The organism is Methyloceanibacter caenitepidi (assembly GCF_000828475.1).
Lineage (GTDB): Bacteria > Pseudomonadota > Alphaproteobacteria > Rhizobiales > Methyloligellaceae > Methyloceanibacter > Methyloceanibacter caenitepidi.
This window is the reverse complement of the sequence record NZ_AP014648.1, coordinates 2,323,220-2,335,727: the sequence shown is the minus strand read 5'-3', so window position 1 is coordinate 2,335,727 and position 12,508 is coordinate 2,323,220. Positions and strand designations below refer to the sequence as shown.

The window sequence follows — 12,508 nt, the reverse complement described above, 5'->3', positions numbered from 1 at the left end:
TCCAGATGATCGACCAACCGCTTTCCTTCTTTGCAAATTTCGGACAGTACGAACGCGCCCTTTCGGCGACAATGGTCACCTTTTCCATGCTCGGCATGGGGGCGACGCTGACAGTCCGCGATTTCGCGAACACGCTTGCGGCCTGGCGCGGCCTCGCCGTGGGGCTGATTGCGCAGCTGATCCTAGTCCCAATCTGGGCCGGGCTGACCATGTACGCTATCAGCCTGTTTCCGGAAGGCTTCGGCGGCTTGTCGATGGCCGGCGCGATCGGGATTGCCACGGGGATCGCGCTGATGGCGGCGATGCCCGGCGGTTCGCTGTCCAACCTGCTCACGTTCATCGGCAACGGCAACGTCGCGCTGTCGGTCTCGCTGACGGCCATCACGACGCTCATCTGCCTCTTTGCCACGCCGATCGTTCTGGCGGCGCTTGTGAACGTGCAAGTGCCCGGCAATTTCAGCATCGACAAGCTGCAGATCATGCTGGACATCGGTCTGTTCCTGATCGTGCCTTTGCTGGTGGGCATGATCATCCGGCGCATGACCCATTCCAAGCAACAGATCCTGTTCACGAAGGTCATGGTGCGGGCGAGCCTTGCTATGCTTGCCTTGATCATCATCGGGTCGCTCGGTGCTGGTCGGCTGCAGTTCGGCCCATACGGTTGGTTGGGACCGGCTATCGTCGCGGTCTTCGGTGTCGGCGCACTGTTCCTGACGCGGCTCTGCGCTTACGCCTGCGGCATGGCCGAGCGCGACTCGCTCGCCATCGTCATCGAAGTCGTCGTGAAGAACGGCTTGCTGGCCTTGCTGGTCGTGACGTCGATGTTCCCGCACGAGATGCTGTCCGCCGGGGAGGGCCACGGGGTCAATGGTCAAGCCGCCACGAATCAAGCCTTCAATCCGATCGCTGCGGCACATGACGGCTGTATTTTCGTCGTTCTGTTTTTTAGCGGCTTTGCGTTGATTGCGGGGTCGTCGGCTTCGCTCCGAGGGCGCAAGCGGCGAGGGCGGCAAGTCGAGGCGCCGTTTGCGTAGGCCTCGGCTCCCCGCTTCGGTGTTTTCCGGTCATGGATCGGATGCCGGCCAACGGCGTTTGCGATAGGCTCATGGCGATCCTGTCCCTGGAGATCAATCGAATGCAGTTTCGATCGTGTTGCGCTATCGGGTTCGCCCTGATCTTGGGCGCCGTTGCGTGTGGAAGCGCCGGCGCGGAGGAGCGGATGACGTGGACGGTCGATAGATACGATAGCGATGTCCCCGAGCATGGAGACACCATGATCCTGACCTACGGCATCCCCGAGACGGATGCGGTTGCGTTCGAGGCGATGTGCGGCGGGGCTGACGGTGACACGCCGCGCGCGATCTTCTGGTACGACACGGTCGACCTCGACGAGGACCAGGATGTGGTTCTGTCGCTTTCGGTTGGAGAGATCGCCGAAGAAGTGCCCGCCAAGGTTTACGGCAAGGACGCCGAAGTCGGCGTGTCGGGGCTGCGGGCCGTACTCAGTGCGGCGGCGCCCCTCTGGGAGGCCATGGCAAAAGAAGGCGTTCTCACCTATGGCATTCCCGGTGGAGAGCAGCAGAAGCTACATTTGACCGGCGCCTCCAACGCGCTTGCGAAGTTCAGGGCCACTTGCAGCGGCGGGGATCTGCCGGGTACTGAGGACGAGGCGGCATCACGGGATCGGGCGACGGCGGATCCCATGGCGCAGGCGACCGGCTCCTCCATCGCCGCTGCGTTGAACGATATCGCTTCGCAGGCGCCTCGTGGGCCCGTGAGCCCTAAGATGGATGCGGTCTCGTGCGACAAGTTCGGCACGATCAAATCCGAAAGCTCTGAGAATGCGGCGGAGATCACGTTCGTCAACAAGTCAGACGGCTATCGCGGCCTTATATGGATCGATACCGACGGCACGCCGGTTGACCATACCGGCATCAATCACGGCGAGACCGTCGTCGTTCCCACGTTCGAGAGTCATGCCTGGATGATCACGGATGGCCCGGGCAACTGCATCGAGATGGTTGTGGCCGGCGAGGGCGGCGTTACGTTCGAGATCACCGCGCCAGCGCCGGTTCTCGGCCCCGGGAACGACTGAGAGCACAGCGCCCGCGGTTCGGTGTTTTGCGCATCGAAGTCCCGGCTTTTCAGGTCGCGCACGTGCAGCGTGTTCTTGGCGTGTCGAAATTTCCCTCTTTCGTAGGCAGCGGACGGTTGGGCTGATATCACAAGCGGGCTGGTAGCGGTCGAATCGGCCCCGCGGGGTGCAGAGCCCGTTTCAGCCGGTTCTTCGCCGGGTCGAACTCGAAAAACTCCTGAGATTGGGCGGTTTATGCAAGACGCGTTGAGCGATTTTCCGTTACGCGACGAGGAAGGGGATGTCCGTCCCGAGTTCCTCCATGCGGTCGCCGACGCGCTCGAAGAGGGAGACGTTTCCCGTGCGCGCGAGCTGACGCTCGATCTACACGAAGCCGACCTTGCCGATCTTCTTGAAATCCTGCGTCAGGACGACCGCGCCCGGCTCATTGAAGCACTCGGCCAAGACTTCAAAGCCGCTACGCTGCCGGAGCTGGACGAGGCGGTGCGTGACCAGGTCCTCGAGGAGATGCCGCCGGAGCAGGTGGCCGAGGCGCTGCAGGAGCTCGATTCCGACGAAGCGGTCTACCTACTGGAAGATCTCGATCGGAAGGATCGGGAAGATATCCTCTCCAAGCTTCCTTATTTCGAGCGCATCGCTCTGCAGCGGAGCCTGGAATACCCGGAAGACTCCGCCGGCCGCATGATGCAGACGGATCTGATCGCCGTGCCGCCGTTCTGGTCCGTCGGTCAGACCATCGATTACATGCGCGAGGCAGACGATTTGCCGGAGCGGTTCTACGAAATCTTCGTGGTCGACCCGGCCTATCATCTGATCGGTTGTGTGGCGCTCAACAGGATCCTGCGGTCCAAGCGCCCGACCGAGGTTGAGACCATTATCGATGAAGAGATGCACCCGATCCCCGTCGAAGCCGACCAGGAAGAGGTGGCCCGGCAGTTCGAGCGCTACAACTTGAACTCGGCGCCCGTGGTTGACGACGACGGTCGTCTCGTTGGGGTCATTACCGCCGACGACATCGTCGAGGTGGTTCAGGAAGAAGCCTCCGAAGACATCCTGGCCATGGGTGGCGTCGGCGGCGAGTCCGTGGTCGACACGGTCTGGGAGACGACGCGGCTGCGGTTCACTTGGCTCGTAGCCAACTTGATGACCGCCATTGCCGCCTCCATTGTGATCAGTTTCTTCGAGGCGACGATCGAGCAAATGGTGGCGCTCGCCGTACTCATGCCCATCGTCGCGTCGATGGGCGGCAATGCGGGAACGCAGACGATGACCGTCGCGGTTCGCGCGCTTGCAACTCAAGACCTGGGTCCCGCCAACGCCATGCGTGTCATATGGCGCGAATGCGCGGTGGGCTTGGTCAACGGCTTGCTCTTCGCCGTCATCATGGCGGCAATCGCCTATTTCTGGTTCGGGAGCGATGGCCTGGGGCTCGTCATCGGGGTCGCAATGGTCGTCAATCTCTTCGCCGCCGCGCTCGCCGGCATCCTGATCCCCCTGGGGCTCGATGCTCTTGATATGGATCCCGCCATCGCGTCAGGCGTGTTCGTGACGACGGTCACGGACGTTGTCGGATTCTTCGCCTTCCTCGGCCTCGCGGCTTTGTGGTTAGCTTAGGGGCGAGGGGGCTTCATGTTCTTCTATTTGGCCAAGGCGGTATGGTTCGTCCTGCAGCCGTCGACGTTTATTGCGCTGCTAATCGGGTACGGCGCTATCCTGATCTGGACGGGCTGGGCGCGCTGGGGCCGGCGTTTCGTCTCGATCGGGGCCATTCTGCTTCTGGTAGTCGGCTTGTCGCCCCTGGGCAATGCGTTGATCCTCCCGCTCGAAGACCGCTTCCCACGGGCCGATCTCGATCAAGAGCCGGCTCCCGCAGGGCTCATCATTCTGGGTGGTGCGGAAAACCGTCTGGTCGGCAGTGCGCGCAAGGCGCCGACCTTGAACGAGGCGGGAGAGCGGCTGCTGGAAGGAGCGATGCTGGCGCTTCGGTTTCCGAATGCGAAAGTCGCCTTCTCCGGTGGAGACGCGGGCATCCTGTACAAGTCCGACAGCGAAGCGCAGGGCGCTGCGGATATCCTCACTGATCTCGGTGTTGAAAGAGGACGCCTCGTTTTGGAAGCGAATGCGCGCGACACCTATGAGAACGCGGTTTTCCTGAAGAAGGAGCTAGACAGAGGTGGGGCTTTCAGCGAGGGGACCCGCTGGCTCCTGATTACCTCGGCCTACCACATGCCACGTTCGATGGGGGCGTTCCGCCAGGCCGGGTTCGATGTAGAGCCGTGGCCGGTCGATTACCGGACGCGCGGGCCTGAGGACTTCACCAAACCCTTCGACAAGGTCTCCGAAGGCTTGCGGCGCGTCGACACGGCGACGCGCGAATGGGTGGGACTTCTGGCCTATTGGCTATCGGGGCGCACTAATGCGCTGTTCCCAGCACCAGATCCGACTGAGGACAGTCGGGGCTGACACATGCTAGCGCGCCTGTGTCGAGCCAGGTCTTGAGATAGGTCGCCGCGCGCAATTCGGCCTCGTCGGGTCCGGCGAAGGTCGCGACCATCTCGCACAGAACGCCAAACCGCACGCCTCTCGTGGCCTCGGCCCACATCATGGCCTCTTCGGCACTCAGCGGCCGGAAACGGGCACTGAGATCCTGCCGCCAGACGAGGATGTTCTGAGGCTCGGCGAGTTGCACCGGCGCTGGCGGCGTGTCGTCGCCGTCGAGCGCCATCCAGATAGCGCCAGCATTCGTCTTGAAGCGAAGCCGCTGCGCGGTCGGGTGGGGCGTGAAGACCAGTTCCGCCCACTCCTCGGGCGGGATCGCGGCCAGTTCCTCGGTGGAGACCGGTGCAGCGTCGGGACCATCGAAGGCGTCGGCGAGAGCCTTTTCGAGCGCGGCGAGCTCCCCGACTTCCTTGTGCTCCGAGAAGGGCGCCGTCTGCCGCGCGAACGTGGGCAGGTGTCGGCCGAACCAGCGCGCATTGCGCTTGTCCGACGGGTGGGCGGCGATATAGGCCCGCGCGAGGCACGAAAATGCTTCGTCGCCGAGATAGGTGTGGGTCAGTTCGTAGTCTTTGCCGAGGATCTCGGCGAGCCGCAGTCCGTAGGCATTACGATAGACGCCGAAGAGCGTGCTTCGATCTTCGGTCGCGCTGTCGTTGATATCGTTCAGGGCTGTGTTGTCGCCGTCCACAATGCCGGCCTGGAAGCGCGCTTGCAGATCTTTGAGACTGGTCATGGCAATGCCGTCACCTAAATGCCGTCATTCCGCGGCGATCACCTTTTTGGCCTCGGCGACCTCCTGAGCGATCTTGCGTGCGATGTCGAGTTCGGCAATCACCTCCGCCAAGGGAGGAATGTTGTCGTCCCGCTCGATCATGGTCGACACCGGACCGAAATGCGAGACCGTCTCGCGGTAGAAGTCCCAGACTTCGTCGCAGACGGGATGGTCGTGCGTGTCCACGATGTGATCGCCTTCATGGCTATGGCCGGCGAGATGGAATTGCACCACGCGGTCGCGCGGCACGCCGTGCAGGAAGTCGCGCGTCGAGAAGCCGTGATTGCAGGCGCTGACATAGACATTGTTGACGTCGAAGAGCAGCCAACAATCGGCCCGGCGGGCCACCTCACTCACGAACTCCCATTCGCTCATCTCGGACTGTGCGAAAGTCACGTAGCTCGAGACGTTCTCCAGTGTAAGGCGGCGGCCCAAAAAGTCTTGCACCCGGCTAACGCGATCGACCACATGACCGAGGGCTTCCTGCGTATAGGGAATCGGCAGGAGGTCGTGCAGGTTGACCCCATGCACGCCGGTCCAGCACAGATGATCGGAAATCCATTTCGGCTCGACGCGGTCGGCGAGCGTTTTGAGTTCCGTCAGATACTCCATGTCGAGCGGCGCGGTGGAAGCAATCGACAGCGATACGCCGTGCATCACGACCGGATAGCGCTCGCGAATCTGGTCCAGGACCCGCAGCGGCTTTCCGCCGGGGATCATGTAATTTTCGGAGATCACCTCGAACCAGTCGACATGGGGAGTGCCGGACAGAATCTCGTTGTAGTGCTCGGGACGCAACCCGAGGCCGAAGCCGAGATAGGGTGGTTTGTGGTCGGCCAATTCCATCTCCAAAAGCGCGAAGCACCAAAAGTTATATGGGAAGAGGCGAAGCCGGCCGCAAACGCGACCGGCTTCCTGTTTCTCGGGCCTTAGCCCTGGAAGCTGCCACCCTTACGGGCGCACTTCTTCTCGGACATCACAAGGAAGCCTTGTCCCTTGCAGGCATTATGGCCCTTGCACGCGTTCGCAGCGGTCTTGCAGGCGCTCTTGCCCTTGCAGGCGTTGACGCCGAAGCACTTGCCCTGCTCGCCGGCGACGGCCGCGGTGACAAGTGTGCCGGAGACGAGCAGTGCGGCGGCAGTCGCGGCGATCGTGGCGCCGGCTTTCGCGTTGAGTTTCATATCCACGCTCCTATGAGTGTCTACTGGTGGGATGTCTGCTCGCGAGCGCTAGCTCTTGAATTCGCCGCCCTTTTCGGCGCACTCGGTATCCGTCGTGACGACGAAGCCTTTGCCCTTGCAGGCGTTGTGGCCCTTGCAAGCGTTCGAAGCGGTCTTACAGGCGCTCTGGCCCTTGCAGGCATTCACGCCGAAGCACTTTCCGGTTTCGCCGCCCGCGGCGAGGGCGGATGTGGCCAGCGTGCCGGACACGATAAGCGCAGCGGCCGTAAGGGCAATCTTGGTGCCGGACTTCTGGTTCATCTTCATCGATACTCTCCTAGTGTGTGGGTGTTCCCAATTTCTGACGCCGAACGCCATGAGAGGACGGTAGACCCAATTCCCGAATCCGATGCGTCACACCTCTTCAAAGCGTTGTGACTTGCCTCACGCTGGCGTGAATTCAGCTCTACTCAGCGCGGACAAGATGAAGCGCATGCTTGGCCGCGCGCGCCTAAGCGGTATCATCTGCCGTCACGGGGAGGGCCACATGGGCTTCAAGGATGTCATTGTCTATGTCGACGGGACCGAGGCGTCCAAAGCGCGCGACCGGTTGGCGATCGGCCTCGCCCAGGTGCAAGGAGCGCACCTTGTAGCGGTTGCCCTCGCGCCGCAGGCCTTGATGCCGCTCTACGGCGCGGATGTCGCTTTTGCCGACATGAGCGGTGTTCTCGACGGCGTTAAGGCCCAAGGCGAAGAGGCGCTGGCGCGCTTCCGCACAGCGGCTGATGCGGCGGGTGTCTCGTACGACGTTCGCCTTATGCATGGCACCAGCGACGAGTTTCCCCACGACTTCGCGGCCGCGGCGCGTCTTACCGATCTGGCGATCCTTGGCCAACCGCGGGACGGGGATCCGCTGGTCGGTCAATATGCGCTGGTCGAGCGATGCCTGTTCGCCTCCGGTCGGCCCGTGCTCATCGTTCCGGCTTCTCCAGGCGAGACCGTTGGCCTCGAGACGGTGGTCGTAGCGTGGGACGGCAGCGCCGAGGCGGCGCGCGCGTTCGGCGATGCCCGCACGTTTCTGAAAGCTGCGAAGAGGGTCGTGCTTCTGACGGGCCTCAACGAAGCCAAGGCCCGTGATGAACACCTCCCGGTGGACGGCATGGTCGCGCATTTGGCCCGCCACGGCATCGATGCCGAGCCGGTAACGGTGCCCATGAACGACAGCGGCGATATCGGCCGGCTTTTGCTCAACCGGGCGAAGAATCTGTCCGCCGACATGATCGTCATGGGCGCGTTCCATCATTCGCGCTGGCGCGAGTTCATTCTCGGCGGGGTGACGCTGACCATGCTCGAAGAGGCGACCATTCCCCTCTTCATGTCGCACTAGCGGGCCGGGTCTCATGACGGTTCACCTCGTGAAGCTCTGCGTCGGAATAGACAGGCTCCCGGATTTGCGGCTTTGGCAGGCGAAACGTTTGGACGATCTGTCGCGCGCGGGACAGGTCGCTGAGTTGTGTCACAAGACCAAACAGATGCCGCGCCGGAAAGACGAGGTCTTGGACGGCGGTTCGCTCTACTGGGTCATCAAGGGGTTTGTTTCAGCACGTCAGCGCATCGTGGATTTGAAGGAGACCGTACGCGAAGACGGGTCGCCCTGTTGCGGCATCGTGCTCGACCCGGCGATCATCGAGACGCGGCCCCACCCGCGCCGTCCGTTCCAGGGCTGGCGCTATTTGGAGGTCGGCGAGGCGCCGCCCGATCTCTCCGCGTCGGACGACTCGATTGCCGATATGCCGCCCGGCATGCGCGAAGAACTCCGCTCCTTAAGACTCATCGACTAGAGCCGCTAGGCGGGCGGCGGGACCGGCACGTTATCGATGAGGCGCGTCTCGCCGAGAAATGCCGCGACGAGGACGCGCGCCGAGGAGAAGGAGCGCGGCAGCGGGGCCAGTGTTTGGGGATCGAGCGCTTCCAGGTAATCGACGCGGAATCCGGCCGCTTCGAGGGAGGCGCGGGCGCTTTCCAGCGCAGCTTTGGCGCTGCCGCCCCCTGCGATCTGCTGGGCAGCCTGATGGATCGCAGCCCGCAGCAGGGGCGCAATCGCGCGTTCGGCATCCGAGAGATAGGCGTTGCGGGAAGACAGGGCGAGCCCGTCGCTCTCGCGCACGATGGCGCCGCCGACGATCTCAACCGGGATGTTCAGGTCCTGGACGAGGCGTTTGATGATGAGAAGCTGCTGATAGTCCTTCTCGCCGAAAATCGCGATATCCGGCCCGCATTGCAGCAGGAGCTTGGCCACCACCGTGGCGACCCCGTCGAAATGATCCGGCCGGCTTGCGCCGCACAGGCCCTCGGTGAGGCCGGATACGTGAACGGTGGTCGCAAAGCCGTCCGGATACATCTCGCGCGCGTTCGGTGCGTATAGAAGTTCCGCGCCGGCTTCGGCCAGAAGTTCGGCATCCCGCTCCTCGCCGCGCGGATAGGCCTCGAAATCTTCGCTGGGGCCGAACTGCAGCGGGTTGACGAAGATCGACGCCACCACGCGATCGGCCAGCGTCTTGGCCTTCCGCACCAGGGACATGTGGCCTTCGTGGATCGCGCCCATGGTGGGCACCATGGCCACCGTCTCGTCCAGGGCGCGCCAGGCGGCGACCCTGGCCCGCAGGTCCGCGACGGTTCTGACGATCTCGATCTCGGTGGTCATCGGGGCCTTTCACGAGTTGGCGGGGCCTTGAAGGGGCGCGACCATAACGCCTCGCCGTGATGGCTCGAAACCCCTAAATTGGGCGCATGAATGCGCCAACTGCCGCAGTGGGTTCAAGCGTGCCGGACACGGGCGACGGCCTTGGCCGGCAGGACCTGAGTGCGGCCCTGCTCGCCGATGAAGATGCGCTGGTCACGGCGCTGATCGACGCCGCGCGGTTCGATAGCGATGACAGGCACAGGATCGCGCGCATCGCCACGAGGCTGGTGGAGGCGGCGCGCGAAGGCCGGCATGCGCAGGGCGGCATCGACTCTTTTCTTGCCGAATACGGTCTCTCCAGCGATGAGGGCGTACTCCTTCTTTGCTTGGCTGAAGCCTTGCTGCGCATCCCCGATGGAGCCACCGCCGACCGGCTGATCGCCGGTACTATCGGCTCGGGCGATTGGGCCAGGCATTTGGGCCACTCGGACTCGGTGCTTGTGAACGCCTCGACGTGGGGGCTGATGCTGACAGGGCACCTGCTCGATTGGGGCGGGGACAAGAGCGCCGACCTCGGCGCGCGGCTCCAGCGGCTTGTGGCCCGCAGCGGTGAGCCGGTTATCCGCGAGGCGGTGCGCCGCGCCATGCGCATTCTTGGCAAGCAATTCGTGCTTGGCGAGACGATCCAAGGCGCCTTGGACAACGCTGCGCCCGACATGCGGGACGGCTACCGATTCTCGTTCGACATGCTGGGCGAGGGGGCCCGCACAGCCGAAGACGCCGAGCGGTATGGCCGGCGTTACACGGAGGCTGCATCGGCGATCGCGACGCGGATTGGTCCGCCGGCCGCGCGCACGGAAGATATCCTGCACGAGCGATCCGGCCTGTCGGTCAAACTGTCGGCGCTGCATCCGCGTTACGTGGCCTCGCAAGAGGCGCGGCTGCACCGGGAACTTGTCCCCCGTGTTCGCGCGCTTGCCCTGCAGATGCGCGAGGTGTGGCTTCCTCTTACGGTCGATGCGGAGGAAGCGGAGCGGCTTGATCTGTCGCTTTCGATGTTGGAGCCGCTCTTCGCCGACCCGGCGCTTTCGAACTGGAACGGGCTTGGCCTGGCGGTCCAGGCCTACTCGAAGCGTGCCCTGCCGCTGATCGCCTGGCTTGCGCGCATTGCGGAGAAGACCGGGCGGCGCATTCCGGTGCGCCTCGTAAAGGGCGCCTATTGGGACAGCGAAATCAAATGGGCCCAGGAAGCCGGGCTCGCAGGCTATCCGGTGTTCACGCGCAAGGTGAATACGGACGTGGCCTATCTGGCCGCGGCCCGGGCGCTTCTTGCTCGGCCAGATTGCTTCTATCCGCAATTTGCGACCCACAACGCCCACACCATCGCTGCCGTCGCCGACCTGGCCGGCGATGCGCCTTACGAGTTCCAGCGTCTCTTCGGCATGGGCGCGCCAGTTTATCGTGAAGTGGTGGAGGGGCTGAAAAAGCCCTGCCGCATCTATGCGCCCGTCGGCGGCCACCGTGACCTGCTCGCCTACCTGGTGCGCCGGCTTCTCGAGAACGGAGCCAATACATCGTTCGTGCATCGTCTGGCTGACGACGAGGCGCCGATCCCGGCGATCATTGCCGACCCGGTCGAAACGGCGGCACGGCTGCCGGAGAAAGCCAATCCCGCGATTCCCATCCCACCCGATCTCTATGGGGCCGAGCGGGGGAACAGTCTCGGACTGCCGCTTTGGGACGACGCCACCCGGACACCGCTTCTGGCTGCGATGATAGATGCCTTGCGGGCGCCCGCAACCGCGGCGCCGATCGTTAGCGGACGTGCGATCGACACAGGAAGGACGATGTCTATCGTCTCGCCCCATGACCGCCGCGTTGTCGTTGGCACGTGTACTTTAGCGGACGAGAAGGCTGTCGATGCAGCGCTCGACGCCGCCAAAGCGGCGGCTCAAGGCTGGGATCAGCTGGGCGGCGCAGCCCGTGCGGCAATCCTCGAACGGGCCGCGGATCTTTTCGAGGCAGCAAGGCCAGGGCTGATGGCGCTCCTGGTGCGCGAGGCCGGCAAGACGCTCCCCAACGCCCAGAGCGATCTGCGCGAGGCGGTCGATTTCCTGCGCTATTACGCAGCCGAAGCGCGCGCCAAGTTCGAGACGCCTGTGACGCTGCCTGGTCCGACCGGTGAGAGCAATGAGATGTCGCTGCACGGGCGTGGCGTGTTTGCCGCAATCTCACCGTGGAACTTCCCGCTCGCGATTTTCACGGGCCAGGTCGCCGGCGCGCTGGCCGCCGGCAACGCGGTCGTGGCCAAGCCCGCCGAGCAGACGCCGCTGACTGCCGCCGCCGCCATTAGTCTGCTGCACGCGGCCGGCGTGCCGGGCGATGTATTGCATCTCCTGCCGGGCCCTGGGGAGACCGTCGGCAAGGCGCTGGTTTCTGATGAGCGTGTGGACGGCGTGGTGTTCACGGGCGGGACCGATACAGGCAAGACCATCGCCATGGCGTTGGCAGCGCGGCCTGGTCCCATCCCGAAGCTCATCGCCGAGACCGGCGGTCTCAATGCCATGATCGTCGATTCCTCCGCGCTGCCCGAACAGGTGGTGGACGATGTGCTGCGCTCGGCCTTCGACAGCGCCGGGCAACGGTGCTCGGCCTTGCGCGTCCTGTTCCTCCAGTCCGACATCGCGGACCCGGTCATCGACATGCTCGTCGGGGCCGCGCAGGAGCTGACGCTCGGCGATCCGCTGGACTATGCGACCGACATCGGGCCCGTGATCGATGCGGAAGCCAAGGCGGCGCTCGAGGCGCACAAGGAGACAATGCGTGGAGAAGCACGCGTCCTGTTCGACCCAAAGTTAGATCCGGCGCTCAGTCACGGGACGTTCGTTGCGCCCGCGATCTTCGAGATCCCCGAGATTGGTGTCCTGGAGCGGGAAGTCTTTGGACCGATCCTCCATGTAGTGCGGTATGACGGGCAGCGTCTCGGCGAAATTTGTGAGGCGATCAACGCCACGGGGTACGGGCTCACGCTCGGCCTCCATAGCCGCATCAAGGCGACGGCGGACTTCGTGGCCGAGCGGGTGCGGGTGGGCAATATCTACGTCAACCGGAACCAGATTGGCGCCGTGGTGGGTGTGCAGCCCTTCGGCGGCGAGGGTCTCTCGGGAACTGGGCCCAAGGCCGGGGGGCCGCATTATCTGGATGCCTTCGCGGTTGAGCGCGTGCGAACCACGAACCTGACGGCGGCGGGCGGCAATGCGAGCCTGCTCGCCGCGGGGGGCGACGACAGCTAGGCGGCG

General features: G+C 63.9%; 12 protein-coding genes. 7 read left to right on the top strand and 5 right to left on the bottom strand.

Annotation, left to right across the window (positions count from 1 at the left end):
- The first annotated feature begins 5 nt into the window (after positions 1-5).
- The 4 genes from GL4_RS10900 (at position 6) to GL4_RS10885 (ending at position 4,558) form a co-directional block, all read left to right on the top strand.
- Positions 6-1,034 carry a bile acid:sodium symporter family protein gene (locus GL4_RS10900; RefSeq protein ID WP_045367455.1) on the top strand — a complete coding sequence of 343 codons (1,029 nt, stop codon included), beginning with the start codon at positions 6-8 and terminating at the stop codon, positions 1,032-1,034.
- Between the two features lie 185 nt (positions 1,035-1,219).
- Positions 1,220-2,095, top strand: coding sequence for a VHL beta domain-containing protein (locus GL4_RS10895; protein ID WP_172653341.1), 876 nt, complete (start codon positions 1,220-1,222; stop codon positions 2,093-2,095).
- Positions 2,096-2,329: 234 nt separating this feature from the next.
- Positions 2,330-3,709, top strand: a complete 1,380-nt coding sequence (gene mgtE, locus GL4_RS10890; protein WP_045367449.1) for a magnesium transporter — start codon at positions 2,330-2,332, stop codon at positions 3,707-3,709.
- Between the two features lie 15 nt (positions 3,710-3,724).
- Entirely contained in the window at positions 3,725-4,558 is an 834-nt protein-coding gene (locus tag GL4_RS10885; RefSeq protein ID WP_045367446.1) for a YdcF family protein, read from the top strand.
- Here GL4_RS10885 and GL4_RS10880 read toward each other — a convergent pair.
- From GL4_RS10880 to bufA2 (GL4_RS10865), 4 genes are all read right to left on the bottom strand, one after another.
- Positions 4,509-5,327 carry an HvfC/BufC N-terminal domain-containing protein gene (locus tag GL4_RS10880; protein ID WP_045367443.1) on the bottom strand — a complete coding sequence of 273 codons (819 nt, stop codon included), beginning with the start codon at positions 5,325-5,327 and terminating at the stop codon, positions 4,509-4,511. The two genes, GL4_RS10885 and GL4_RS10880, sit on opposite strands and share 50 nt — an antisense overlap.
- Positions 5,328-5,351: 24 nt before the next feature.
- On the bottom strand, positions 5,352-6,212 hold the full coding sequence (gene bufB / locus GL4_RS10875; protein ID WP_045367440.1) for an MNIO family bufferin maturase: 861 nt from the start codon (positions 6,210-6,212) through the stop codon (positions 5,352-5,354).
- 83 nt (positions 6,213-6,295) lie between these two features.
- Positions 6,296-6,547: a BufA2 family periplasmic bufferin-type metallophore gene (gene bufA2, locus GL4_RS10870; protein ID WP_045367438.1), complete on the bottom strand. Its 252-nt coding sequence runs from the start codon at positions 6,545-6,547 to the stop codon at positions 6,296-6,298.
- A gap of 48 nt (positions 6,548-6,595) precedes the next feature.
- Positions 6,596-6,853 carry a BufA2 family periplasmic bufferin-type metallophore gene (gene bufA2, locus GL4_RS10865; protein WP_045367435.1) on the bottom strand — a complete coding sequence of 86 codons (258 nt, stop codon included), beginning with the start codon at positions 6,851-6,853 and terminating at the stop codon, positions 6,596-6,598.
- 127 nt (positions 6,854-6,980) lie between these two features.
- Here bufA2 (GL4_RS10865) and GL4_RS10860 point away from each other — a divergent pair, with 127 nt between their 5' ends.
- Entirely contained in the window at positions 6,981-7,913 is a 933-nt protein-coding gene (locus GL4_RS10860; RefSeq protein WP_172653340.1) for a universal stress protein, read from the top strand.
- A gap of 13 nt (positions 7,914-7,926) precedes the next feature.
- Entirely contained in the window at positions 7,927-8,367 is a 441-nt protein-coding gene (locus GL4_RS10855) for a DUF1489 family protein (RefSeq protein ID WP_045367431.1), read from the top strand.
- 5 nt (positions 8,368-8,372) lie between these two features.
- Here the strand turns inward: GL4_RS10855 and panC are convergent, their stop codons facing one another.
- Entirely contained in the window at positions 8,373-9,230 is an 858-nt protein-coding gene (gene panC / locus GL4_RS10850; RefSeq protein ID WP_045367428.1) for a pantoate--beta-alanine ligase, read from the bottom strand.
- 86 nt (positions 9,231-9,316) lie between these two features.
- Between panC and putA the strand changes: the two genes are divergently transcribed.
- Complete coding sequence (putA, locus tag GL4_RS10845; protein WP_082025623.1) at positions 9,317-12,502, top strand: bifunctional proline dehydrogenase/L-glutamate gamma-semialdehyde dehydrogenase PutA; 3,186 nt, start codon at positions 9,317-9,319, stop codon at positions 12,500-12,502.
- Positions 12,503-12,508 lie beyond the last annotated feature (6 nt).

Bases quoted from the DNA above. Each gene is read 5' to 3' on its own strand.
- GL4_RS10900 (WP_045367455.1), top strand. From the start codon at position 6: ATGATCGACCAACCGCTTTCCTTCTTTGCAAATTTCGGACAGTACGAA.
- GL4_RS10895 (WP_172653341.1), top strand. From the start codon at position 1,220: ATGACGTGGACGGTCGATAGATACGATAGCGATGTCCCCGAGCATGGA.
- mgtE (WP_045367449.1), top strand. From the start codon at position 2,330: ATGCAAGACGCGTTGAGCGATTTTCCGTTACGCGACGAGGAAGGGGAT.
- GL4_RS10885 (WP_045367446.1), top strand. From the start codon at position 3,725: ATGTTCTTCTATTTGGCCAAGGCGGTATGGTTCGTCCTGCAGCCGTCG.
- GL4_RS10880 (WP_045367443.1), bottom strand. From the start codon at position 5,327: ATGACCAGTCTCAAAGATCTGCAAGCGCGCTTCCAGGCCGGCATTGTG.
- bufB (WP_045367440.1), bottom strand. From the start codon at position 6,212: ATGGAATTGGCCGACCACAAACCACCCTATCTCGGCTTCGGCCTCGGG.
- bufA2 (WP_045367438.1), bottom strand. From the start codon at position 6,547: ATGAAACTCAACGCGAAAGCCGGCGCCACGATCGCCGCGACTGCCGCC.
- bufA2 (WP_045367435.1), bottom strand. From the start codon at position 6,853: ATGAAGATGAACCAGAAGTCCGGCACCAAGATTGCCCTTACGGCCGCT.
- GL4_RS10855 (WP_045367431.1), top strand. From the start codon at position 7,927: ATGACGGTTCACCTCGTGAAGCTCTGCGTCGGAATAGACAGGCTCCCG.
- panC (WP_045367428.1), bottom strand. From the start codon at position 9,230: ATGACCACCGAGATCGAGATCGTCAGAACCGTCGCGGACCTGCGGGCC.
- putA (WP_082025623.1), top strand. From the start codon at position 9,317: ATGAATGCGCCAACTGCCGCAGTGGGTTCAAGCGTGCCGGACACGGGC.